This window comes from Coprococcus sp. TF11-13 (assembly GCF_003481085.1).
Classification (GTDB): domain Bacteria; phylum Bacillota; class Clostridia; order Lachnospirales; family Lachnospiraceae; genus Coprococcus; species Coprococcus aceti.
In genome coordinates, this window is record NZ_QUKK01000005.1 from 155,528 (window position 1) to 180,654 (window position 25,127).

General features: G+C 46.2%; 18 protein-coding genes and 2 tRNA genes. All 20 read left to right on the forward strand.

The features are described 5' to 3' along the window. The first annotated feature begins 14 nt into the window (after positions 1 to 14). Positions 15 to 1,547: a Ppx/GppA phosphatase family protein gene (locus DXD11_RS09880; RefSeq protein WP_015533884.1), complete on the forward strand. Its 1,533-nt coding sequence runs from the start codon at positions 15 to 17 to the stop codon at positions 1,545 to 1,547. Positions 1,548 to 1,550: 3 nt separating this feature from the next. Beyond that, positions 1,551 to 3,671, forward strand: a complete 2,121-nt coding sequence (locus tag DXD11_RS09885) for an RNA degradosome polyphosphate kinase (RefSeq protein ID WP_015533883.1) — start codon at positions 1,551 to 1,553, stop codon at positions 3,669 to 3,671. Between the two features lie 296 nt (positions 3,672 to 3,967). Next, complete coding sequence (infC, locus tag DXD11_RS09890; protein WP_015533882.1) at positions 3,968 to 4,462, forward strand: translation initiation factor IF-3; 495 nt, start codon at positions 3,968 to 3,970, stop codon at positions 4,460 to 4,462. A gap of 39 nt (positions 4,463 to 4,501) precedes the next feature. Beyond that, positions 4,502 to 4,699, forward strand: a complete 198-nt coding sequence (rpmI, locus tag DXD11_RS09895) for a 50S ribosomal protein L35 (protein ID WP_004849138.1) — start codon at positions 4,502 to 4,504, stop codon at positions 4,697 to 4,699. Between the two features lie 22 nt (positions 4,700 to 4,721). Beyond that, positions 4,722 to 5,078 carry a 50S ribosomal protein L20 gene (gene rplT, locus DXD11_RS09900; protein ID WP_004849136.1) on the forward strand — a complete coding sequence of 119 codons (357 nt, stop codon included), beginning with the start codon at positions 4,722 to 4,724 and terminating at the stop codon, positions 5,076 to 5,078. Positions 5,079 to 5,250: 172 nt separating this feature from the next. Beyond that, a complete protein-coding gene (locus DXD11_RS09905; RefSeq protein WP_015533881.1) occupies positions 5,251 to 5,556 on the forward strand; it encodes a hypothetical protein in 306 nt (101 codons plus the stop codon). Between the two features lie 83 nt (positions 5,557 to 5,639). Continuing rightward, a tRNA-Leu gene (locus tag DXD11_RS09910) sits at positions 5,640 to 5,723 on the forward strand. Positions 5,724 to 5,794: 71 nt separating this feature from the next. Next, positions 5,795 to 5,878, forward strand: a tRNA-Leu gene (locus DXD11_RS09915). Between the two features lie 138 nt (positions 5,879 to 6,016). Then, the gene (locus DXD11_RS09920; protein WP_118758303.1) at positions 6,017 to 7,048 is read left to right on the forward strand and encodes an efflux RND transporter periplasmic adaptor subunit; all 1,032 of its coding nucleotides are present in this window, start codon (positions 6,017 to 6,019) and stop codon (positions 7,046 to 7,048) included. Then, positions 7,048 to 9,498, forward strand: coding sequence for a biotin/lipoyl-binding protein (locus tag DXD11_RS09925; RefSeq protein WP_117549225.1), 2,451 nt, complete (start codon positions 7,048 to 7,050; stop codon positions 9,496 to 9,498). The genes DXD11_RS09920 and DXD11_RS09925 overlap by 1 nt, the downstream gene beginning before the upstream one ends. Positions 9,499 to 9,513: 15 nt before the next feature. After that, positions 9,514 to 12,345, forward strand: a complete 2,832-nt coding sequence (locus DXD11_RS09930; RefSeq protein ID WP_117549223.1) for an ABC transporter permease — start codon at positions 9,514 to 9,516, stop codon at positions 12,343 to 12,345. A 3-nt stretch (positions 12,346 to 12,348) separates the two neighbouring features. Beyond that, positions 12,349 to 13,029, forward strand: a complete 681-nt coding sequence (locus DXD11_RS09935; RefSeq protein ID WP_015533878.1) for an ABC transporter ATP-binding protein — start codon at positions 12,349 to 12,351, stop codon at positions 13,027 to 13,029. Beyond that, positions 13,019 to 14,137 (forward strand): ABC transporter ATP-binding protein, encoded by a 1,119-nt coding sequence (locus DXD11_RS09940; protein ID WP_330426632.1) that lies wholly within the window; start codon positions 13,019 to 13,021, stop codon positions 14,135 to 14,137. Before DXD11_RS09935 ends, DXD11_RS09940 begins: the two co-directional genes overlap by 11 nt. A gap of 76 nt (positions 14,138 to 14,213) precedes the next feature. Continuing rightward, positions 14,214 to 15,788: a hypothetical protein gene (locus tag DXD11_RS09945; RefSeq protein ID WP_118758304.1), complete on the forward strand. Its 1,575-nt coding sequence runs from the start codon at positions 14,214 to 14,216 to the stop codon at positions 15,786 to 15,788. Between the two features lie 233 nt (positions 15,789 to 16,021). Further along, the gene (locus tag DXD11_RS09950) at positions 16,022 to 16,357 is read left to right on the forward strand and encodes a metal-sensing transcriptional repressor (protein WP_022216248.1); all 336 of its coding nucleotides are present in this window, start codon (positions 16,022 to 16,024) and stop codon (positions 16,355 to 16,357) included. A gap of 65 nt (positions 16,358 to 16,422) precedes the next feature. Continuing rightward, positions 16,423 to 18,975 (forward strand): heavy metal translocating P-type ATPase, encoded by a 2,553-nt coding sequence (locus tag DXD11_RS09955; RefSeq protein WP_118758305.1) that lies wholly within the window; start codon positions 16,423 to 16,425, stop codon positions 18,973 to 18,975. A 13-nt stretch (positions 18,976 to 18,988) separates the two neighbouring features. Next, entirely contained in the window at positions 18,989 to 20,521 is a 1,533-nt protein-coding gene (gene cls / locus DXD11_RS09960; RefSeq protein WP_118758306.1) for a cardiolipin synthase, read from the forward strand. A 15-nt stretch (positions 20,522 to 20,536) separates the two neighbouring features. Beyond that, positions 20,537 to 22,330 (forward strand): O-antigen ligase family protein, encoded by a 1,794-nt coding sequence (locus DXD11_RS09965; protein ID WP_118758307.1) that lies wholly within the window; start codon positions 20,537 to 20,539, stop codon positions 22,328 to 22,330. Between the two features lie 146 nt (positions 22,331 to 22,476). After that, a complete protein-coding gene (gene tyrS / locus DXD11_RS09970; protein WP_022216244.1) occupies positions 22,477 to 23,697 on the forward strand; it encodes a tyrosine--tRNA ligase in 1,221 nt (406 codons plus the stop codon). Positions 23,698 to 23,804: 107 nt separating this feature from the next. Further along, positions 23,805 to 25,127 carry an MFS transporter gene (locus tag DXD11_RS09975; RefSeq protein ID WP_118758308.1) on the forward strand — a complete coding sequence of 441 codons (1,323 nt, stop codon included), beginning with the start codon at positions 23,805 to 23,807 and terminating at the stop codon, positions 25,125 to 25,127.

Here is a 25,127-nt window from a genome sequence, read left to right on the forward strand (position 1 = left end):
AAGGTGGGGTAGATATGGCAAGTAAGGTATTTGCAGCCATCGATGTAGGTTCTAACGAGCTGTCAATGAAGGTGTATGAGATAACTCCCAAAAAAGGGGCGAGGGAGATCGATTACGTCAACAGCACAGTTGAGCTCGGAAGTGATACCTACAACAGTGGCAGGATAACCGAGGATTCCATAATGAAGGTATGTGAGATCCTCAACAAATTCCGAAGGAAGATGAGGGAATACGATGTGCGTGAATACAAGGCGTATGCATCGTCCGCTGTGCGTGAGGCGGAGAATTCAGTCATGGTCCTTGAGAGGATAAAGCAGCATACAGGCATCGATGTCTCAGTGCTCAGCAACTCGGAGCAGAGATTCATGAACTACAAGGCGTATGCGGCAAAGTCGAAGTTTGAGGATGCCGACACGAAGAACAGGGCGCTTCTGGACATAGGAGCGGGAAGTCTTCAGATATCTATATTTGACAAGCAGAATCTGATCCAGACACAGAACCTTCCTATAGGAGCCGTGAGAATAAGGGATTATCTGGCAAAATACGGCGCAGACACGGTGGCTCTGGAGAATATCATGGAGGAGTTCGTATCGAACTTCATAGAGGAGTTCAGGAACCTCTTTATAAACGATAAGGACATCAAGAGCATAATAGCCATAGGAGACGGAATCGCAAATCTGAAGAAGGTCGGACCGGAGCTGAATATCACAGACAAGATCACAAGAGATCAGTTCCGCGTGCTTTATCACAAGGTAGTTGAGACCACCCCGGAGGTCCTTTCAGAAAAATACGGTGTGCCATACGAGAGGGCGACACTGATGCTTCCGATGGCGATCATTTACCAGTCATTCCTCGACAACTCAAGGGCGGAGGATATCATCACGCCGGATGTTACGTTCTGTGACGGAATAGTTGCCGATTATATGGATAAGAACGGAACTCTTCTGCTGAATAAGAATTTCGACGAGGATATCATTGCATCGGCAAACAGCATAGCCAAGAAATATAAGGTCAACAGGAAGCACACACAGAATGTGACGCAGAACGCACTGGATATATTTGATTCCTTCAAGAGCGTCCACGGACTCGGAAGGAGAGAGAGACTGCAGCTCCAGATCGCAGCCATGCTCCACAGTTGTGGCAAATTTGTAAATATGAACGAGGGCACCATGATGTCCTATCACATAATCATGTCCACGGAGATACTTGGACTGTCCCACAAGGAGAGGGAGGAGATTGCAAATATTGTGAAGTTCAACGAGTATTATCTCCCTTCACAGACAAAGGCACAGGTATCGCTGATGACTGCGGATTACATGAAGGTCGCCAAGCTGGCATCCATACTGAGACTTGCGGATGTCCTTGACAAGAGCCACAGGCAGAAGATAAGTGATATGAAGTTCAGCTTCAAGGACTACGTGCTCACGATGACGGTAGATACACTGAATGATATTACGCTTGAGGCAGGGGTGTTCAAGACCAAGACTGAACTGTTCAGAAAGGTCTTTGGAGTGAAGCCTGTGTTAAAACAGAAAAGGGGGTTGTAAAGGATGGCAGATAAGAATCCGATATTTTATAACAGAGAGCTCAGTTGGCTTGAATTTGACAAGAGATGTCTGTCAGAGGCGAAGGACAGGACCATTCCTCTGTTTGAGAGAATAAAGTTCCTGAGTATAACGGCATCCAATCTGGATGAGTTCTTCATGGTAAGAATAGCATCACTCACGGATATGGTGCATGCCGGATACACCAAGAAGGATATAGCCGGAATGACGGCGCGGGAGCAGCTTGACGCACTCCATGCCAGCACCAAAGAGTTCATGAAGAACCAGTATCAGACACTGAACAGATCCCTCATCCCTCAGCTTGCCCAGAACGGATTGAAGCTTGTGAGACACCATGAGGATCTCACTCCAAAGCAGGCAAAGTACGTGGACAAATACTTTGAGAAGGATGTATACCCGGTACTCACACCTATGGCGGTGGACTCGTCCAGACCATTCCCGCTGGTGCGCAATAAATCACTGAATATAGGTGCACTCATATACGATAAGAAAAAGGACGTGACGGATATAGCGACCGTTCAGGTTCCATCTGTACTTCCAAGGATCGTGAGACTTCCTTCTGAGGAGAAGGGCGTTACCGAGATAATTCTTCTGGAGGAGGTTATCGAGAAGAACCTTGACAAGCTGTTCCTGAACTACGACATAGTGTGTGCATATCCATACCGTATCATGAGAAATGCAGACTTCTCCATAGATGAGGAGGAGACCGCAGATCTGCTGAAGGAGATCGAGAAGCAGCTCAAGCAGAGACAGTGGGGCGAGGTCATAAGACTTGAGGTGGACGAGGCCATGGACAAGAAGCTCCTTAAGGAGCTCAAGAAGCATCTCGGAGTCGATGACGAGGTCGTATACAAGATCAACGGACCTCTGGATCTCACATTCCTCATGAAGGTGAACGGCATAGATGGTTTTGACCATCTGAAGTATCCTAAGTACAAACCGCAGCCTGTACCTGGAATGGGCGATTACAGCCATATATTTGACAGGATAAAGAAGGGAGACATCCTTCTGTTCCATCCATATTATGAGTTCACTCCGGTCATTGAGTTCATAAAACAGGCGGCAAATGATCCTGATGTCCTGGCAATCAAGCAGACACTTTACCGTGTCAGCGGCAATTCACCTATCATCGCGGCACTTGCACAGGCTGCCGAAAATGGCAAGCAGGTAACTGTTCTCGTCGAGCTCAAGGCAAGATTTGACGAGGAGAACAATATAGCGTGGGCCAAGAAGCTGGAGCAGGCGGGCTGTCATGTTATCTATGGCCTTGTGGGTCTTAAGACACATTCCAAGATCGCACTGGTTGTCAGACGCGAGGAGGACGGAATCAGAAGATATGTGCATCTGGGAACAGGAAATTACAATGATCAGACCGCAAAGCTTTACACTGACATGGGACTTCTCACCTGCAGCGATGCCATAGGAGAGGACGCGACGGCGGTGTTCAACATGCTGTCAGGATATTCAGAGCCGAAGAAGTGGAACAAGCTTGCAGTTGCCCCGATCTGGCTGAAGGACAAATTCCTCATGCTGATAGGCCGTGAGGCAGAGAATGCGAGACAGGGCAAAAAGGCAAGGATAGTCGCCAAGATGAACAGTCTCTGTGATCCGGTGATCATGAATGCGCTCTACGATGCCTCAAAGGCAGGCGTAAAGATCGAACTCATCGTCAGGGGAATATGCTGTATCAAGGCAGGAGTTCCGGGACTTTCAGATAATATATCAGTAAGATCCATAGTTGGAAATTATCTTGAGCACTCGAGAATATTCTATTTCTATAATGACGGATTTGAGGATATATACATGGGAAGTGCGGACTGGATGCCTAGAAATCTGGACAAGCGAGTTGAGATAACGTTCCCTGTAGAGGATCCGGAGCTTAAGAAGAAGATAAAGAATATCCTTAAGATACAGCTTGAGGATACACTCAAGGCTCACATCATGCAGCCTGACGGCTCATATGCGAAGCAGGATCTCAGGGGCAAGGCAAAGCTTGATTCACAGATGTATTTTGTGAAGCTTGCGCAGGAGAGTCAGAAGCCGGTGAAGGAAGAGGACAATGACAGGGTGTTCATCCCGGTTGAATCCCACGGCGATAATGAGTGATATAAAGGCAGCACAGAGGCATATCGACAAAAGAAAAATAACAGTTGACACACGGCTGGCGATGTGGTATTCTACCATTGCTGTGTGAAACAGTGAACATAGAAGCAGAGTATCCACTCTCACCTCAGCATGGTCTGACATGACTCGGGTTAATATTTAGCTTAGAAGATTTACAGGGTTTTCCTGAGTTTGAATATGCTTTGTATTAAGAAAGTGGATAGATGGTTCTATCCACTTTTCTTATGTCAGAGAATTGAATTTTAAAAGTGTGGAGGTAGAGAGTCATTAGCGATTTAATGATCAACGAACAGATTAGAGACAGAGAGGTACGACTCATCGGAGAAGATGGTCAGCTTGTTGGAATAATGTCATCCAGGGATGCATACAAGATGGCTCAGGATGCAGGACTTGATCTTGTGAAGATAGCACCTAAGGCACAGCCACCGGTGTGCAAGATAGTTGACTATGGTAAGTATCGTTATGAGCAGGCCAGAAAAGAGAAAGAGGCCAAGAAGAAGCAGAAGACCATGGAAGTCAAGGAAGTCAGACTTTCACCGAACATCGATGCGAATGACCTTAATACCAAGATCAATCAGGCAAGAAAATTCCTTGAGCATGGCGATAAGGTTAAGGTTACACTGCGATTCAGGGGAAGAGAGCTTGCGCATGTAGAGCAGTCAAAGGTTATTCTTGACAACTTTGCTGAGAAGCTTGCAGAGATAGCAGTTATCGATAAGCCTGCTAAGTTTGAAGGAAGAAGCATGATAATGTTTTTAACACAAAAGCGTTAAATTATTATAGACATATAATTCAAGGAGGAAGTAAGTAAAATGGCTAAATTAAAGACAAAAAGAGCAGCAGCTAAGCGTTTCAAGAAAACAGCTAACGGCGGTTTAAAGAGATCTAAAGCTTATAAGAGTCATATCTTAACAAAGAAGACCACTAAGAGAAAGAGAAATCTTAGAAAGGCTACAATGACAGACGCAACAAACGAGAAGGTAATGAAGAAGATATTACCTTATATCTAATAGATCAGGAGGAAGAAAACCAATGGCAAGAGTTAAAGGCGGAATGAACGCAAAGCAGAAGCACAATAAGGTATTAAAGCTTGCAAAGGGCTACAGAGGAGCAAGAAGCAAGCAGTATAGAGTAGCAAAGCAGTCAGTTATGAGAGCACTTACATCTTCATACGCTGGCAGAAAGCAGAGAAAGAGACAGTTCAGACAGCTCTGGATCGCTCGTATCAACGCAGCAGCAAGAATGAACGATATCTCATACAGCAAGCTTATGCATGGTCTTAAGCTGGCAGGTGTTGACATCAACAGAAAGATGCTCTCAGAGATGGCTATCAGCGATGCTGAGGGATTTGCAAAGCTTGTTGAGGTTGCAAAGGCACAGTTATCATAATATAGAATATAGAATCTTCTATATATAAGTAAAAAGAACCGGATGTGGTATAAACTTACACATCCGGTTCTTTTGTTGCGCGAAAAGGTTTTATAATTCGGAGGCGTATGCTATAATTATAGAGGTTAAGGGGATGACCAATGAGAGTAAAGACACAGAGTAGGAGGCACATATGTTCGTAGAGAGAATAACAAAGGATCAGATGAAGATGTTTCTTGAGACTTTTGCTTGCTGTAGTGAGCAGAAGAACCTCGTTATGAGACTTAACTATGCAGGAAAGGAACCGTATCTGGATGTGACCAGGTTCAGCAATGGTCTGGTATATACTGATTCATATTATGATTTTGACAGTACATACTGCAGTAATCTTTGGAATAAGTTTCTGTATACACAGTTCACACATGAGTATTACACAGCGTTCAAGGAGTACCTTATGAAGGATGTGGACAGAAAGCTCACTAATATGATAAAAATCTGAAAAAAGTTGTTGACTTTGTATTCGATAGATGGTATTATCTTATTCGTTGGTGACGAGCACAGAAGTCGACATCACATAAATATGCGGGAGTGCTGGAATTGGCAGACAGGCTAGACTAAGGATCTAGTGCTGGAAACGGCGTGTGGGTTCAAGTCCCATCTCCCGCATTTTTATTTTGAAAGTCCTATGGAATTTCGGATGTGAGAGAATGGGCGGTTATCAATTACATATAGAATATGCGGGAGTGCTGGAATTGGCAGACAGGCTAGACTAAGGATCTAGTGCTGGAAACGGCGTGTGGGTTCAAGTCCCATCTCCCGCATTTTTTATTTCGAGAGAAAGCTTAAAACATAAGCTTTCTCTTTTTTTTAACTAATATTAACTCCCGGGAGATTTCCTTGATATATGGGCTGACAGGGGGTAGAATCAAATATATTCATAAAAACAGGAGGAATATAGCGTGTCAAAAGCGATATTCAATAAGAAGGTTCTGGCGGCAGCGATTGCCGGTCTGATGTCCGTGTCGCTGGTTGGCTGCGGAGGCAGTACCGGTGGACAGACAGGAAGTTCCAGAATAAATATAGAGCCGTATAGCAAGGTGGAATTCAATACGGATCAGGTTAAGAGCGGAGATATCCAGTCCTCATTGACATTGGAGCTCAAGCCTGATGGTTACAGCAGCAAAGATTATTCGATACAGCAGTCTGACTACAAGGTTCAGGAGGTCAAGGTAAAAGAGGGCGATAAGGTGGCCAAAGGCGATGTGATGATCCAGTTTGAGGCCAAGGATATCCAGAAGACCATAGATCAGTATACGGATCAGAAGGAGCGGGATCAGCTTCTTATAGACCATTACAACAGGCTGGCGAGCATAGACAGCAGCCAGGATTACTCCAGTGACATATCCGCGGCGAAGGAGGATATGGATCTGGCGGATACATACATCAAAGAGCAGAACGAGAGAATGAAGGACTATCAGGTCATTGCAGACAAGGACGGAACAGTGACTTATGTCAACTCAGATCTGCAGTATGGATATGTCACAGCGGGTGATACGCTCATAACGGTGGATTCGGGTTCGTCTGATTATGTATCAGAGACTGCGGATTCATACGAATTCAAGGAGGGGCAGACCTACGATGCTGATTTTCAGGAGGCAACATTTACACTGAAGCTCACGAAGTGTGAGAAGTATACAAGCTCTGCCACCGGAGAGGAGATGCAGAAACTTACATTTCAGCCTGTCAGTGATATGACCGGAGTGACCGAAGCGGATACCCTCAAGATGGTCATAGATAAGCCGGTTGTAAAGAACGTTGTATATGTGAATAAAAAGGCTGTGTTTGACGGCTCGGATGAGAAGAAGTATGTGTACACTGTAAATGAGGACGGATACAGGAATGCGGTAGAAGTTACCGTTGGAGATACGGTGGATGATTATACAGTTATCAAATCAGGACTGAAGGCCGGAGAGCAGGTGGTGATAAATTGATGAGACAGAATATTATGCATAAAGGCAGCACACGGACAAAAAAGAATATGACCGCCAGAATAGCATGCCTTGTAATGTCATTTGTCATGGCAGGAGGAATGGCGGGCTGTGGCAAGGAGAACAGCGAGAAGGTTCCTGAGCTCGTTGAACCTGTAAGTACAAACGAGGCATACAGACCGGTTACATATGGAGATATAGGCAAAAAGGTCATCAAGACCGGAACGATAGTCCCAACTGACTATTGTTATTACTATGACACATCTGTGACTCTGTCAAAGGTGTATGTGAATGTGGGCGATGAGGTCAAGAAGGACACGGTTCTTGCAGAGACCGACAGCAATGCATCCACAGCATCGGGAGACGATGGCAGTGGTACAGATTCAGGCTCAATAGTGGATGATTCTTCAACATCGATGGATGGGGACGACAGCTCGGGAGCTGATTCCCAGGATGTGAAGAAGTATTCACATGAGATCAAGCAGAAGATATATGAGCAGAATCAGGCTGAGCTGGACTGGAAGATAAAGGCGTGCGAAGAGATCGGTGATTCAAAGGGCGCTGCAGAGGCCAGAACAGAAAAAGCCATAAATGAGGAGAACAACAGGTACGATAATCTTTTATATGAGTATGAGCAGAAAAAGCTCACACAGCAGGACGAGGATGAGGACAAGGTCAAGCAGAGCGGAACGCTCAAGGCAGACCGTCCGGGCACGGTAACATACGCCAAGAAGATAAGCGGCAGTGAGAATACTGTCGGCGGCGGTGAGAACGTGGTCGTGGTTTCAGATTACAGTGATCCATATATAGAGATAACCGGTGAGAGCTTCAAGAAGAATACATACAGCATGTATAAGAACATGTACACTGTGATAAATGGAAAGCAGTATGACATAGTGCCATACAACTACACCAATCAGGAGATAGCTGTGGCACAGAGCAAGTCAAGCCTTCCATACACAAGATTTAAGCTCAAGGGTGTGAAGGATGCAGATAAGATCCTCAGCGTGGGCAACACGGTGTCACTGTATTTCAGTACATCCGATGCAAAGGACGTACTCACAGTGGGAAATGATTCCATATACGAGGAGAACAACCAGAAATTTGTATATGTCAAGACAGATTCCAGTGAGAAGGAGCGCAGGGATATAGAGACCGGTGCCAGCGACAATAACTACACAGAGGTAGTCAGCGGACTCAAGGAAGGCGATCTTGTCTACTACGCTTCAGATGCGGTCATGCCTAGTGATTACACAGAATACACGGTGGCACTCGATTCATATACGAAGACAGCAACGGTGAAGAGCGATTCGTTCTCGGTGGAGGACCTCAACAGTGTCAGCTACACTGCACCATGCGATGGACGTTTCACGTCACTCAACGTCAAGAAGGGCCAGAAGGTTAAGAAGGGGGATGTGCTGTTTGTCATTGACAGTGGCGGCGGAACAGCGGCGGTCAAGGATATAGATAACCAGATCAGCGAGGAGAACCAGACTTACAGTTCGGATCTCAAGGATTTTGATGATCAGATAAATGAGCTTACAAATGAGATCACGAGATACCAGAAGGGTAAGGTGGCAACGCCGACGGATGCAGAGAACACTCTCTACATGGCGGAGCAGCTCGTGTGCCAGAGAAATGTTGTTACATACAACAAGGATCTTAGGATATATACACACAATGCAACCATCAAGAGCTTAAACGCACAGAGAGAAAAGCTCAACAAGAACAATGATGGAAGCGGAAAGATAACTGTCTACGCTGACCAGGCGGGAACAGTCCTCTCGGTTGGCGCGAAGACTGATGTGGCTGTCAAGGAAGGTGCAAATGTACTCACAGTCGGAAGCAACGACAATGTGATCCTGGCGATATCCATATCAGAGGGAAAACTTGCTGTAAACCAGAAGGTTTCAATATCAAATAAGAACAACAGCGGTAAGAAGATAAGCGGAGTGTGTGTCGGAAGCACCGGAGACAGCTCCAAGTCATATATCAGTACTGATTCAGAGGGCGGGGTTCACGTAACCAAGTGTTCAGGCAGTGATGAACTGAAGTATTATATAAAGGTTGATGATGCAAGCTTTTACAAGAAGCCGAAGTCATATCAGGTCAGCTACCCGACAAAGTCCTATGAGAACGTGGTCATGATACCTAACAACATGATCTATCATGAGACGAGCAAGAACAATTCAAATGAGTATGACTATGTATGGCTCATCAAGGATGATGAGATCATAAAGCAGTATGTCACTCTCGGCGAGGCAGACAAGACCAAGACGGTTATACTGTCAGGTCTTTCAGAGGGCGATGTCATAGCTAAGGAATCAGGAGCAACATCCACCGGTGGCTCATCGAGTTCATCAGATGGTTCCGATAATTCAAAGTCAGGCGCAGACAGCCAGTCGGATGGCGGATCGGATTCATCTGACGGAGATGCGACAACAGCAGAGTAGCAGAGAGGAGATATAATGTTTAAATTTTTATCACATAAATTATTGAACAAGAAGTGGTTAAATGCATGTCTCCTGCTTGGAATCATATTGCTGGTGGCTGTTGCATCGTGCAACCCAATGTTCAAAAACGGAGCGCTGGATATGCTCATGTCGTCCAAGTTTGACGCGGCGATGGTAGAGCAGAACAAGTATCCGGCAACTATCGGCAGATCAGGCTCATGCGCAGTAGACGATTATGCCGATGCCGATGCAGTACTTGGCAGGATCGGCAAATATGAGGACATGTGGAACTACTACATGGAGATAGATGCTCTGCAGAAGCAGACCAGCCTGTCACTTCAGGCGGGCTACACCCAGAGCAACCTGAATCACAGGACCAGCTTCAACATGACATATATGCCACAGATAGAGGATCATGTGAACATAACATATGGAACGTCACTCGAGGATGCCAAGACAGAGGATGGTGTGTATCCGTGTATCATCTCACAGAGAAACCTTGACAAATACGGCCTTGTCGTTGGAGAGGTATTCAGCATAGATACCGGACTCAGCGATGCCGTTGACACACAGGGCAATCCTATGAAGTATCAGATCGTAGGTGTATTTGAGGAGAAGGATTACTCAGACAGCTTCTGGTATGACCAGCTTGCAGATCTCGACAGCGAGGTATATGTGAAGAAGGATGACTTCAACGACATGATAGGCAAGTACGGCTTCCTCACAATATACTACGTGGATCACGTCATGCTTGACTACTCACAGATAACACACAAGAATGCCATGGACACGCTGTATTATCTCCAGTCATTTGAGAAGTCAGATAAATATTTTGAGCAGAATTTCAGCAGTGTGCTCATAGATTATAAAGGCGATGCAAGAACCATCGGTATAATCATATGGGTTCTGGAGCTCCCAATACTGGTTCTGCTTCTGGCATTCATTTACATGGTATCAAGTCAGATACTTGAGATGGAGGATGGAGAGATCGCCATGCTCAAGAGCCGTGGTACCAGCACGAAGCAGGTTCTCGGAATATACCTTGGACAGTCGGCAATACTGTCGGCGATAGCCATAGTGATAGGAATCCCTATAGGATATCTTCTGTGTAAGCTTGCAGCAAGCACGGATTCGTTCCTGCAGTTTGGATTTAAGGATACACATTTCTATGGAGTAGATCCGTGGATGATAGTATACAGTCTGGCTGCCGCTGTTATAGCTATATTATTTGTGACACTTCCGGTGTTCAAATACGCCAAGAACTCCATAGTAGAGCAGAAGAGCAGAACAGGAAAGGTAAATTACAAGCCATTCTGGGAGAAGTTCTTTGTGGACGTCATCCTTGTGGCACTTTCAATATACCTCCTGTACAATTACAACAAGCAGAAATCGACGATAGCACTCGATATACTTGCGGGTTCAAGACCTGATCCGGTCATCTTCCTGAACTCCTCACTCTTTATATTTGCAGTGGGACTTCTGGTGCTCAGACTCATCAAATACCTGATAAGACTGATATACAGGATCGGAAGAAAGAGATGGTCACCGGCTGTGTACGCATCATTCCTGCAGATCACACGTACGGTCAAGAAGCAGGGATTCATATCGGTGTTCCTTGTAATGACAATAGCCATGGGTATGTTCAACTCGAACATGGCAAGAACCATAAATAAGAACAAGACACAGCGAATAGATTACAATCTGGGAACGGATCTTGTGGTACAGGAGCAGTGGACCAGAGGAACATACATAGACAAAGACAAGAAGACCCACTGGTATTACACAGAGCAGGATTTTGAGAGATTTACAAAGCTCGAGGACAGCCTGTGCGACAAGGTGACAAGAGTCATATACGACGACAATACCGTCATAAAAGCGGGCGGCGAGGAGTTGGCGGGCAGCGTACTCATGGGTATCAACACCAAGGAGTTCGGTGAGACGGCCAGACTGCAGAGCGGACTCAACAAGGAGCACTGGTACAATTACCTGAATGATCTTGCAACAGTGTCGAATGGAGTCATCATTTCATCAAACCTTGCAAAGAAGTACAATATAAAGGTTGGAGATTCCATAAACTATGCGAGATACAGTCCTATTGCAAGCAAGGAGAAGGAGGAGATCGCATCTCCTAGCGGAACGGTATGTGCCATAGTGGATGCATTCCCGGGATTCCAACAGTATGTGTATGAGAAGGATTCCGAGGGAGAGATGCAGGAGGTGGAGAGATACCTCGTAGTTGCCAACTATGCATATGTTGTTGGTGCATTCAGTCAGACACCATACCAGGTATGGATGCATCTCAAGGATGGTGTGGACTACAAGGATGTACTTCAGGCACTCAGTGATGAGGATGTCAATATAGTGCAGTATGAGAGTGTGGATAAGGATGTGTCAGAGATGCAGGAGTCACCTCTGGTGCTCATAACAAATGGTCTGTTCTCACTGTCATTTATCATAGCGATCATACTTTGTACGGTGGGATTCCTGATATACTGGATAACATCCATCAAACAGAGAGAACTTCTGTTTGGTATCTACAGAGCTATGGGTATGAGCATGCGTGAGATCAACAAGATGCTCATAAATGAGCAGATATTCAGCTCGGTACTTGCCAGTCTGGCGGGATACGGAGTTGGTGCTGCGGCTACGGCGCTTTTCGTCAAGCTGGTTGCCGTGGTTTATCTGCCGGAATCACACAACATAGCGATATCGATAGCTGTGGATCCTTACGACATCATAAAGCTCACAGCGGTTGTTGTATTTATGTTTGTTGTATGTTTCGTAGTCATAAGAACTATATTGAAGAAGATGAATATAACACAGGCATTAAAGCTGGGGGAGGATTAATCTATGGATGAAATTATGATAGAGGCACATGGAATCAAACGCTGTTTCAGACTTGGAAGCGGAGAAGATTTCTATGCACTCAAGGGAATAGATATAACAGTCCCGGCTGGAAAGCTCACTATACTCAAAGGTCGTTCAGGATCGGGTAAGACGACACTGCTCAATATCCTGAGCGCGCTGGATGAGCCTACTGAGGGCGAAGTGATAGTCGGCGGCCACGTGTACAGCGAGATGAACGAGAAGGAAAAGGAGAAGCTGAGAAGATACAATATAGGATTTGTATTCCAGTCGGTTGCCCTGATCCCGATTATGAGTGCATATGAGAACGTCGATTTCGGACTCAGACTTGCGGAATATGAGGGCAACAGGGATGCCCGTATAAAAGAAGTGCTCGATCTGGTGGGTCTGTCATCCAGAATGACGCATTTTCCGAATCAGATGTCAGGTGGTGAGCAGCAGAGAGTTGCCATAGCCAGAGCGGTGGCTCATAAGCCAAAGGTAATATTTGCGGATGAGCCTACAGGAGCCCTTGATACGGCTTCGGGACTTGCGGTGATGAAGCTGTTCCAGGAGCTGGTGTACAAGGAAGGAATAACGATAGTCATGACGACACATGATCCGAAGCTTATGGAGCTCGGTGATGTAGTATATGAGATAGAGGATGGTGAGATAGTTGAGCGATAAGCATTTATTCAGAAAAAAGAAGAACGATGCTGTGGAGCCTGAAACTATAGCACCGGATGTGGAGACACAGGACATAGAGAACACGGATGGCCAGGAGGCGCAGGAGTTCGTGTACGGCATGGATCTTCAGGAAGACGAGGGCACTGACAGCGGGAAAGCCGTGGAAGAGGGCCGTGAGGATGGCACAGATAAAGAATCCGGCGGGGAGCGCCTTGGCTCGGAGGAGAATATCATAGAGTGTGACAGCCTTGTCAAGATATACAAGACTGACGATGTGGAGGTCATGGCTCTTCAGGGGCTGGAGCTCAACATCAAATACGGCGAGCTCATGGCGGTCATCGGAAAGTCGGGATCAGGAAAGTCCACACTCCTCAATATGATCGGAGGACTTGAGAGACCTACGGCCGGAAAGCTGTATGTCGACGGCAAGGATCTGTTTGCGATGACGGATAAGGAGCTTGTGGAGTACAGAAAGCACACTGTAGGATTTGTGTGGCAGAAAAACTCCAGAAACCTTTTGCCATATATGACAGCCATAGAGAATGTTCAGGTACCTATGTACTTCGACAAGAGCAACAAGGAAGACAAGTATGCAAGAGCCCATGATCTGCTCTGCAGAGTGGGACTTGAGGACAAGATAAATTCATATCCATCTCAGATGTCAGGTGGTGAGCAGCAGAGAGTTGCCATAGCCATAGCCCTGGCAAATAATCCGAAGATACTTCTTGCGGATGAGCCGACGGGAGCCGTGGACAGCAAGACATCCAACATGATACAGGATCTGTTCAGAAAGCTGAACGAAGAGCTCGGGATAACGATAATCATAGTTACACATGATATAAGTCTTGCAAATAAGGTGGGACGTGTGGTTATGATTGCGGACGGCAAGATTAGCACAGAGAAGATCATGAAGGAATCTTACAAGGACAGAATGAACGAGCTGACGACAGATGGCTTCTCATCTGATGATTCACATGAGGAGTTCTCGATACTCGATAAGGCAAATCGTGTACAGATAAGCCCTGATATGCTGGCTGCTGCCGGAATCGACAGCAATAAGGTCAAGGTTCAGGTTGTTGACGGCAAGGTCATCATCACAAAAGAGTGATAGCAGATGGTGTTGTGTCAGCGGGGAAAATATATTATAATTACTTCAATTAAGTAAGGAAAGGTTGGTATTTTATATGAGAAAAGCGGGTTACAAAAAAGCGGCGGCGCTGCTTTTGGTGACATCACTTGTGGCAGGAACTGCGCTCACAGGATGTGGCAAGAAGAAGGTGGATTACAACATGGGAGACGACGAGAACGGCGGTGGCGGCGGTAAGCTGGCATCAAGACTCGACGTACCGGAGTCATACAATGGCAAGCTTGAGGGTATCAATGCAGATACAGGTCTCACAGATGTATCCATAAATGCCACAGAGATAGAGGTGCCTGACACAGATAAGATGTCAGTGCTTTACTATGAGCGTAACAATGTAGACAATGACTATAAGAAGCGTGTGTGCGAGAATATATTTGACGTGAGCGCCGGTGTATATGTATATAACTGGGATAAGCCATACAAGGAGGATGTACAGAGAGAGATAGATTCACTTCAGGCTATGATGGATCAGGCAACATCGGATGATGACAAGAGCTATTATGAGGATTACATGAAGACCCTCAAGGATCAGCTCAAGACAGCGTCTGATACGAGAGAGGGTGCCGGAGATTACAGTGGAGACACATTCGTCGGATCTGTAGGGGACAACGAGTTCATTGTAACATTCTATGGAAGTGGCGATGACATGTCCACAGGCGGTGGATTCTCACTGGATTACTATCCATCGGATCAGCTTATACAGTACAGACCTAAGGATGGCGCAACAAGTGTATACTGCTACAGCAGTGAATATTCTGACGAGGAGGCTTCCGCAAACACAGCTTCTATCAGTGCGGCAGATGCTGAGCAGAAGGGAACAGATTTCCTTGCATCATGTGGAATCTCAGATGTTATAGAGACAAGTAATTTTGATCTGCTGTGGGATTACAGCGATGCATCATACAACACAGTTGCAGCAGAGAAGAATGGTTATATGGTAACATACAAGCGTTCTGTGGACGGTGTGGCTCCATATACACCTAATGTATACGGCCTTGATTCCCTTTCGACAGGGGATGACTCAGTATATTATGACACCATGGATGAGACATTCCAGCTCGGTATTGATGACAATGGACTTATCTCAGCATATTGCCTTGATTCCTTCAGAGCAACAGGAGACAAGAAGGACAACGTTGATCTTATAAGCTGGGATGATGCACTCAAGAAGCTTCCGGAGGCTGTAAATAAGTATTACACAGACAACAAGACACAGTACAGCACCATTGAGTTCAACGATGTAAGACTTACATACTACAAGCTCAAGGATGGAGATAAGTACACATACAGCCCTGTATGGGTATTTGCACAGTGCGACAAGATGGAGGATGGAAGCCTCGATAAGGATTATCCAATACAGCTCATCATGTTAGATGCTACCACAGGAGATATGATAGATCTTAAGGATGTCCTGAACCAGCAGACATATGATTCATCTGTAGTTGATTCTGTTATTGACAGTGATTCAGATTTTGATATAAGTGACGACAGCCTCATTGATGAGACTGATATAACTGATACTGACGATGCAGACAGCAGTGATGAGTCAAGCGCAAATGCGATTGATATCGGAGATGCTGATATCGACATGGGCGATCAGGATACAACAGAGTAAATAAAACTCAGACATATAGGTTAAAGGAGAAAAAACCTCATAGACTGATAAAGTGGTATAAATATTGGTCTATGAGGATTTTTTATTGTTGACACATACCCCTAGGGGGTATATAATCCGTGGATGAAAAGAGAATTGTCAAGTTTTCTATGAAAACTTGACATGTAGCTCCAGCCATTTGCCGAAGGCAAATTTTGCATGGCTGGAGTTCAATAAGGATGGAGGAAAGATATATGGAAGAACAGAAGAAATGCTGCTGTCATCATGGCGGAGAGATAAGCGATGTGGAAGCCAGGGTGAGGACAAGGACAGACGAGGAGTATAAGAAGCTTCTCAACAGACTGAACAGGATAGAGGGGCAGATAAGAGGCGTGAAGAGTATGCTGGAAAATGATGCCTATTGCACAGACATTGTGCTCCAAGTGTCGGCGATCAATGCGGCACTCAACAGCTTCAACAGACAGCTCCTTGCCGAACATATCAGGACCTGTGTTGCAGATGATATAAGAAATGGCAAGGATGATACTATAGAGGATCTGGTAAATACGGTTACCAGACTTATGAAATAGATATGTCAGTTATTGGCAAGTGCGGTTACGAACTGACTGATGCTTGATAAAGGAAGGTGAAATATATGGACAAGTACAATGTGACAGGAATGACATGCAGTGCATGCAGTGCAAGAGTCGAGAAGGCCGTATCCAATGTTGAGGGAGTTACCTCGTGTCAGGTGAATCTCCTGACCAACTCCATGATGGTGGATGGAACAGCCGACAGCGGAACTATAGTGGCTGCAGTTGAGAAGGCAGGATACGGTGCGAGTCTGGCGGGTGGAAGATCCGCTGGTGGAAATACTTCACATTCAGGTGGGAAGAGCAGCGGTTCCGGTGAGAGTGAGGCGGACAAAGAATTTGGAAAAATGAAGAAGAGACTGGTGGCATCAGTTATAATTCTTATTCCCCTCATGTATATATCAATGGGACATATGATGTGGAACTGGCCGCTGCCAAGCTTCTTTGACGGCAATCATGTGGCGATGGGACTCACGCAGATGCTGCTAACCATAATTGTGATGGTGATAAATCAGAGATTCTTTGTGAGTGGATTTAAGGGAGCTATACACGGCTCGCCTAATATGGATACACTTGTTGCCATGGGCTCAGGTGCCTCATTCATATACAGCGTGTACGTGCTCTATGCCATGACAGCGGCGCAGACAGCAGGTGACGGTGAGCGTGTCATGACGCTCATGCATGATTTTTATTTTGAATCTGCGGCCATGATACTGGCGCTTATAACAGTCGGCAAGACGCTTGAAGCATATTCAAAGGGAAGAACCACGGACGCACTCAAAGGTCTGATGGATCTTGCCCCGAAGACAGCCGTTCTCATCAGAGATGGTGAGGAGGTCACCGTGGATATAGACGAAGTTGCGGTTGGAGATATATTTGCCGTTAGACCGGGTGAGAGCGTTCCTGTGGACGGAGTAGTCCTTGAGGGGGATTCCGCTGTGGACGAGTCAGCTCTCTCGGGTGAGAGTATACCTGTGGATAAAACTGCAGGAAGCCGTGTGTCTGCGGCGACGATCAACCAGTCGGGTTATCTGAAATGTCGTGCTACACAGGTAGGTGCGGATACCGCACTGTCCAAGATAATAGATATGGTAAGTGATGCGGCGGCTACCAAAGCTCCAATAGCAAAGCTTGCTGATAAGGTTTCGGGAGTGTTTGTACCTGTTGTCATACTGATAGCATTTATCACGATGATAGTGTGGATAATAGTGGGTAAGGATGCCGGTTATGTGCTGGCGAGAGGAATATCAGTGCTTGTTATAAGCTGCCCATGTGCCCTTGGGCTTGCCACACCTGTTGCGATCATGGTGGGAAATGGAATAGGTGCCAAGCATGGAATATTGTTCAAGACGGCGACCGCCCTTGAGGAGACAGGAAAGAGCAGCATAGTGGTCATGGACAAGACCGGAACGATCACAAAGGGAGAGACGGTAGTGACGGATATACTGGCGGCAGATGGAGTAAGTGATGACGAGCTGATGCAGAAGGCTGCGGCTCTGGAGAAGCTGTCAGAGCATCCTCTGGCAAGGGCTGTGGTTGGATATTACAGTGAGAATTACCAGACAGGTGATGCACAGAAGGATAAAAATTATGAGGTATCCGATTTCAAGGCTGTTGCGGGCAACGGTCTGATGGGAAGTCTGAACGGCAGAAAGATCATCGGAGGAAATATGGATTATATAAAGGGATATGCAGATGTACCTGAGACGATGAAGGACAGTGCGGAGAAGGTATCACAGCAGGGAAAGACACCTATGTTCTTTGCCGAGGAGGCTGACGGAGATTACAGAGTCCTCGGAATAATAGCCGTGGCGGATACTGTGAAGGAGGACAGCGCTGAGGCCATAAGCCAGCTTCAGTCAATGGGACTTTCAGTAGTTATGTTAACCGGTGATAATGAGAGAACCGCAAAAGCCATAGGAGAGCAGGTCGGCGTGGACAGAGTAATAGCGGGCGTGCGTCCGGACGGCAAGGAGAGCGTTGTGCGCGATCTCATGCAGAAGGGGCATGTGATCATGGTTGGTGATGGAATAAATGATGCCCCTGCACTCACAAGGGCAAATATAGGAATAGCCATAGGTGCAGGCACGGATATAGCCATAGATGCTGCGGATGTTGTTCTCATGAAGAGTGAGCTCACAGATGTTCCGGCGGCCATAAGACTCAGCAGGGCAACAGTTAAGAACATAAAAGAGAATCTTTTCTGGGCATTTATATATAATATAATTGGAATACCACTTGCCGCCGGCGTGTGGATCCCGATATTTGGCTGGACGCTCAATCCTATGTTCGGAGCGTTTGCCATGAGCCTGTCAAGTTTTTGTGTTGTTACAAATGCGCTGAGGTTGAATTTGACAGACATTTATGATAAAAATAAAAGATATAGAATCAAGGAGGACAAAGTTATGACAAAGACAATGAAGATCGAAGGTATGATGTGTGGACATTGTGAAGCCAGAGTCAAGAAGAGTCTTGAGGCCCTTGACCAGGTGCAGGAGGCTGTAGTCAGCCATGAGACAGGAACAGCGGTTGTCACTCTCAAGGCAGACGTTGATGACAGCGTGCTCAAGAAGACAGTAGAGGATCAGGATTATAAGGTGACATCAATTCAGTAAAGGCAGGAAATATATGAAGAAGATACTGAACAGATTGCTAAGCAGAATGGTAATAACGTGCTTTCTTGTGGTCGTCCAGTTGGCGATCATGATACTGGGGGTTGTTTTTCTTCAGGACAGATATATCTATATATCGGGTGCTCTCAAGCTGCTCAGCGTAATAGTTGTAATGTATCTTATAACAAAGGATACTAACCCTATGGTAAAGATGGCATGGATGGTGCCGATACTCATATTCCCGGTGCTGGGAGGTCTCATGTATGTGCTCTATGGACATGTGCTGATACCTAAAAAACTCAGAAAGAATTTTCTGCGGGTTCTCCAGCAGGAGGTATATGAGAACGTCAAGGGGGACAACTGGGTCCCAGCGGAGAATTTAAAGTCGGAGCCTACATACAGGATATGTAATTATATGGAGAATGTGGCTGAGGCGCCTCTGTACAAGCATACCAGTGTAAAGTATTATGCCATAGGCGATGATGTGATGGATGATCTCATCAGAGACCTGGAGAGTGCGGAGAAGTATATATTCATGGAATATTTCATCGTGGACAAGGGTTATATGTGGGATACCATACTTGAGATATTGAAGCGCAAGGCTGCGGAGGGACTTGATGTCAGGTTCATGTATGATGACATCGGATCTGTGTTCAATGTGCCGAAGTATTACTGGAAGGAACTTGAATCCTACGGTATCAAATGTATGGCGTTCAATCAGGTGGTTCCATTCTTTGCCACTATCTTCAATAACAGGGATCACAGGAAGATCACTGTTATTGATGGCAAGATAGCTCACACCGGCGGTTACAACATGGCTGACGAGTATATCAACAAGATAGAGAAGTACGGCAAATGGAAGGACAGTGGAGTGAGACTTGAGGGCGAGGGCGCCTGGAGCTTCACTGTTATGTTCCTTCAGATGTGGAACAGCTTCAGATATTCAGAGGGAAGCTACAACAACTATAGACCGGCGGAAATCGACTATAGTGGCGTAAGTGACGGATATGTTCAGCCGTACAAGTCCAGTCCTCTGAGCGGAGAGAATGTGGGTGAGAATCTGTACATGCAGATGATAAATGATGCACAGGAGTACATTTATATATTTACCCCATATCTTATCGTGTGTAACGAGCTCATGATGGCGCTGAAGCTGGCAGCCAAGAGGGGCGTGGATGTGCGTATTGTTACGCCGGCCATCCCGGACAAGAAATATATATACAAGATGACCCAGTTCAGCTACAAGGAGCTGCTTCTGGTGGGTGTGAAGATATATCAGTACACGCCTGGATTTATACATTCAAAGACTTTGCTCATGGATGGCAAGCTTGCATCTGTGGGATCCATCAATCTGGATAACAGGAGCTTCTATCACCACTTTGAGTGTGGAACTCTCCTGTATGACTGCAAGGCCATAGAAGATGTGAAGAAGGATATGATGGATACATTTGCCGAGTCGGAGGAGATAGATATTCCGTGGTGCAGAAAGAACATAAGCAGGGTGAATATACTTGGTGCGATACTCAGATTATTGTCACCGCTTTTATAAAAGGAGTATAGCCGTATGGGCAGAAAAGACAACATTGCAGGAGACGGCAGGCGGGAACTTCAGAACGGAATAACCACATTATTTCTTATATATATGGGGGCTGCATATCCCCTGATAATGCATGACAAATATTTTGATATAACAGTAACCAAGTACAGGGCGTTCTATATTGCGCTGTGCATATATGCGGTGCTCATGGTGCTGGCGGTGCTGGTGGATGTGCTGGGACGGAATGTCAGCACAGGGCATGGACAGCGGAGCTCCGGTGGCAACGTGGATGTCTCTGAAGGGGCGGCACACGGTAACGGATTTATCGGACGCCTGAGACGTTTTATTGATCTGCATAAAATAATGGCCATGGATATATTCATGACAGGCTTTGTTCTGGCAAATGTTCTGGCATTCTTTATGTCAGGGAATAAGGCAGCAGCATATACAGGCGAGGAGGGCAGAAGGTGCGGACTTCAGTTCGTGCTGCTGGCCTTTTTCCTGTATGTGTGTATGGCGAGATATTGCAGGATAAGGCGGTATGTGGCGGTAATATTCATGCTTTCGGGCTCGTTTGTGGGAGTGGTCGGTATATGCCAGTTCATGGGATATGACTTCCTTGGACTCAGGGAAGGACTGATGCAGAGCATAAGAAATGTATACATATCCACATTTGGCAATATCGACATATTTGCAAGCTTCCTGTGCGTGCTGGTTCCGGTGGCAGCCGGGGCGTATATCAGCTCGGAGGGAAAAGAGAGCATAGTGATACGGATAACAGCAGTCATCGCTGTGCTCACAGGAACAGGTGCGGTGATCATATCCAATGCAAACCTTGCATACGCAGGTGTGGGCGGTGCCATGATAGCTGCGTGGATATGGGCGTCATACCGAGGAAAGATAAAAGAATTTGCGGATGTATGCCTGGTCATGGCGTGCGGAGTCCTGGCGATCAGTATTATGCTGGGACAGACGGACAGTGGATATTCGGAGCTTGACGGACTGAGCTGCTTTGTGAGGGACAGCCGGATGGTGTGGATAGTGTCCGTGGTCATTCTCGTTGTATGGGCGGCCATAAGGCTGGCTTCAAAGTGGACTATGAAGTTCCGCGGAAAGGCAGCTCTTGCTGTATCGGTTGGCGCATCGCTTGCAGGCATCGTGGCTGCAGTGATATATGCGGTGCACAACCACATGGGTATATTTTCATTTGAGGATTCCTGGGGGAATTACAGGGGGTTCGTGTGGAGAAGACTCATGGAGGCGTACGGTGATTTCAGTGTTTCCCAGAAGCTCTTTGGCTATGGAAATGAATCGGTGAAGGCGGTCATGACCGACAGATACTATGACGATATGATGAATACGGTGGGTGTTATATATGATAATGCTCACAATGAGTATCTGCAGTATCTGATAACCACCGGAATATTCGGTGCAGTGAGTTACGTGGGGCTGTTGGTTACTACAGGTGGTGCTCTTGTGAGAGCTGCGGTATCAGGAGCTGTGATGAATGAGAGTGAAAGCACGAGCAGTCGATACGCAGAAAGAAGATCAAAGGAGAAGAAGACCTCGAGAGATTCAAGGGCTGCAAGAGATTCAAGGGCTGCAAGAGATTCAAGGACTGGCTTGGAGTGCCTGCTTGGGTACGTTGCGGATGAGGGCGGTATGATAGCTGTGCTGTTCGGGATAACCGGGTATGCCGTTCAGGCATTTGTCAATCTGAATCAGTCACTTACAACGCCATACATATTCCTGCTCATAGCAATGGCAGGAGGTCTGTGCCGCAGATACAGGTGTCGCTCAGGAATCGGCGGCAGAAAATGATGTGTAAAATATGATTTATAAGAAAATAATACAGGGAATTGTGTGTATATACTTGCCACAGTACATAGCAAAATGTTATAATATTTGCCTGTGTGGTGCTAGTGAACCGCACATTGAATAAATAAATACAGGAGGTCTAGAGGGACATGCAGATTTATGACGAGCTTGTAGCCAGAGGGCTTATAGCGCAGACAACAGATGAAGATGAAATTAGAGATTTAGTAAATAATGGTAAGGCAGTATTCTATATTGGCTTTGATCCGACTGCTGACAGCCTGCATGTAGGCCACTTCATGGCGCTCTGTCTGATGAAGAGACTTCAGATGGCAGGCAACAAGCCTATCGCGCTGATAGGTGGAGGTACAGCCATGATCGGTGATCCATCAGGCCGTACAGATATGAGACAGATGATGACAAAGGAGACTATCCAGCACAATGTAGACTGCTTCAAGAAGCAGATGAGCAAGTTCATCGACTTCTCAGAGGACAAGGCACTCCTTGTCAACAATGCAGATTGGCTTCTCGATCTTAACTATGTCGATGTTCTCCGTGATGTGGGAGCCTGCTTCTCAGTAAACAACATGCTCCGCGCAGAGTGCTACAAGCAGCGTATGGAGAAGGGACTCAGTTTCCTTGAGTTCAACTACATGATCATGCAGAGTTACGACTTTTACGCACTGTACCAGAAGTACGGCTGCAACATGCAGTTCGGCGGCGATGACCAGTGGAGCAATATGCTTGGTGGTACAGAGCTCATCAGAAGAAAGCTTGGCAAGGATGCATACGCCATGACCATCACACTTCTCCTCAACTCAGAGGGCAAGAAGATGGGTAAGACACAGAAGGGTGCTGTATGGCTTGATCCTAACAAGACATCACCATTTGAGTTCTACCAGTACTGGAGAAATGTGGCAGATGCAGATGTTCTGAAGTGCATCCGTATGCTCACATTCCTTCCACTTGAGGAGATAGATAAGATGGATAGCTGGGAGGGCAGCCAGCTCAACCAGGCAAAGGAGATCCTTGCATACGAGCTTACAAAGCTTGTACACGGCGAGGAGGAGGCTGTGAAGGCTCAGGAGAGTGCAAGAGCACTGTTCTCCAAGGGTGTTGCAGCAGACATGCCATCAGTAACACTCACAGCAGATGACTTCAAGGACGGCGCCATCGATATCGTGTCAGTTCTCGTTAAGTCAGGTCTTGTTACATCACGTAACGAGGGCAGACGTGCCGTAGAGCAGGGCGGTGTTGCTGTGGACGGCGAGAAGATCGCAGATGTCCAGATTACAATTCCAGAGGAGAAGTTCGATGGCGAGGGCGTTGTTGTGAGACGTGGTAAGAAGAACTTCAGGAAGGTTAGTAAGTAAGAGACGTTGACGCTTTGAGTGATATCAAGGCGAATGGTCAGTGGTTATTCAAAAAGGGAAGCGATGAGCTTCCCTTTTTATGTACTAAAGAAGGGGATTAGAACTTGATGAATGACAAAACGGCAGATTCAAATAAAAGACGTTTGGCAGTCGCAGCCATCTCGGCTGTGGCACTCATAATACTTGTACAATTTGCGGATTCCTATTGCACTGAGATGTTCGGTAAGACGCAGTCACTTTCTGTTAGGACATTTCTCATGGATCCGCGTGGGATGAGTTCTGAAGCGGCGGTTGCATATATGAGCAGAGACATGCTGCCATTTTATCTTATCGGAGCGCTCACGCCATTTATCAGGTCATATACGGATATCATAGGCAGGAAGAAGATGATGATCATAAATGTGGCGCTTCTGGCTGTTGGAAGTGCAGTATGCCTGCTGGCAAACAATCTGTGGATATACCTGCTTGGCAATGGAATTCTCATACTGGGATATTCGCTGGACATACATCTGATATACATAGTCGATGCGGTAGATAGAAAACATCGAGGAACTGTCAGAGGAATCTGTGGTGGAGTGTCCATGGCAGCAGCCATGTGTATACCTCTGCTCAGGTCATTGTACGTGGATGGCGGCGGACATAATTGGCAGATCCTTTACGCTGTTGGAATTGTTGGCGGAGTAATAGGTATGGTACTGGTTATGTTGTACAGATTCCCGAATATAACTGGTTCTAAAGCTGCACCGAGTGTTGGCGGATCGGCAAACAGGAGTGAGGGAAAATCTGTGGACAGTACAGAATGTAGCACAGATGATGGACATATACATTTTATAAAAACATTCAAAGATATATGCAGAGATCATGCAACCAGAAATCTTCTCATATGCATAAGCGTGGTGGGGATGGCGACAGCAGGCATAACATATTACAATGAACCTTTGTGTGCCTTCTCAGGTATGGGAGAGGGCAATGTGAATACAGTGTTGCTCATACAGCCCATAGCATCATTGGCTATAAATGTTCTGACAGGAATACTTGCAGACAAAATGGAACGGAGATATGTGGTGCAGATGGGAATGGCGCTTAGCCTCATATCAGGTATGGCATTTACACTGGGAGTAGGGCATGGAGTTTCATCGGTGTTGCTGGGAATACTCTGGGGCTGCATGAATGGATTTTACTTTTCTGCGGAAGAACTGATAAATCTTATGGTCATGGAAAGTGTAGATATATCGGTCAGAGGAAGGGCGTCAGCCATGTCCACACTGTCATATGGAATAGGAGATCAGCTGGGGATATTTGCAATAAGTCTGGTTGTGGGAGCACTTGGCATGAGATGGGCAAAATTGGTATTTCTCGTGTCGCCTCTTGTCATAGCGATGGTGGTTCTGAGAAGAAAAGAAATAGAAAAGAGAAGGAAACACGCTTAG

Bases quoted from the DNA above. Each gene is read 5' to 3' on its own strand.
- DXD11_RS09925 (WP_117549225.1), top strand. From the start codon at position 7,048: ATGAGACAGAATATTATGCATAAAGGCAGCACACGGACAAAAAAGAAT.
- DXD11_RS09880 (WP_015533884.1), top strand. From the start codon at position 15: ATGGCAAGTAAGGTATTTGCAGCCATCGATGTAGGTTCTAACGAGCTG.
- DXD11_RS09935 (WP_015533878.1), top strand. From the start codon at position 12,349: ATGGATGAAATTATGATAGAGGCACATGGAATCAAACGCTGTTTCAGA.
- infC (WP_015533882.1), top strand. From the start codon at position 3,968: ATGATCAACGAACAGATTAGAGACAGAGAGGTACGACTCATCGGAGAA.
- DXD11_RS09950 (WP_022216248.1), top strand. From the start codon at position 16,022: ATGGAAGAACAGAAGAAATGCTGCTGTCATCATGGCGGAGAGATAAGC.
- DXD11_RS09930 (WP_117549223.1), top strand. From the start codon at position 9,514: ATGTTTAAATTTTTATCACATAAATTATTGAACAAGAAGTGGTTAAAT.
- DXD11_RS09905 (WP_015533881.1), top strand. From the start codon at position 5,251: ATGTTCGTAGAGAGAATAACAAAGGATCAGATGAAGATGTTTCTTGAG.
- DXD11_RS09955 (WP_118758305.1), top strand. From the start codon at position 16,423: ATGGACAAGTACAATGTGACAGGAATGACATGCAGTGCATGCAGTGCA.
- DXD11_RS09965 (WP_118758307.1), top strand. From the start codon at position 20,537: ATGGGCAGAAAAGACAACATTGCAGGAGACGGCAGGCGGGAACTTCAG.
- rplT (WP_004849136.1), top strand. From the start codon at position 4,722: ATGGCAAGAGTTAAAGGCGGAATGAACGCAAAGCAGAAGCACAATAAG.
- DXD11_RS09885 (WP_015533883.1), top strand. From the start codon at position 1,551: ATGGCAGATAAGAATCCGATATTTTATAACAGAGAGCTCAGTTGGCTT.
- DXD11_RS09945 (WP_118758304.1), top strand. From the start codon at position 14,214: ATGAGAAAAGCGGGTTACAAAAAAGCGGCGGCGCTGCTTTTGGTGACA.
- cls (WP_118758306.1), top strand. From the start codon at position 18,989: ATGAAGAAGATACTGAACAGATTGCTAAGCAGAATGGTAATAACGTGC.
- rpmI (WP_004849138.1), top strand. From the start codon at position 4,502: ATGGCTAAATTAAAGACAAAAAGAGCAGCAGCTAAGCGTTTCAAGAAA.
- tyrS (WP_022216244.1), top strand. From the start codon at position 22,477: ATGCAGATTTATGACGAGCTTGTAGCCAGAGGGCTTATAGCGCAGACA.
- DXD11_RS09975 (WP_118758308.1), top strand. From the start codon at position 23,805: ATGAATGACAAAACGGCAGATTCAAATAAAAGACGTTTGGCAGTCGCA.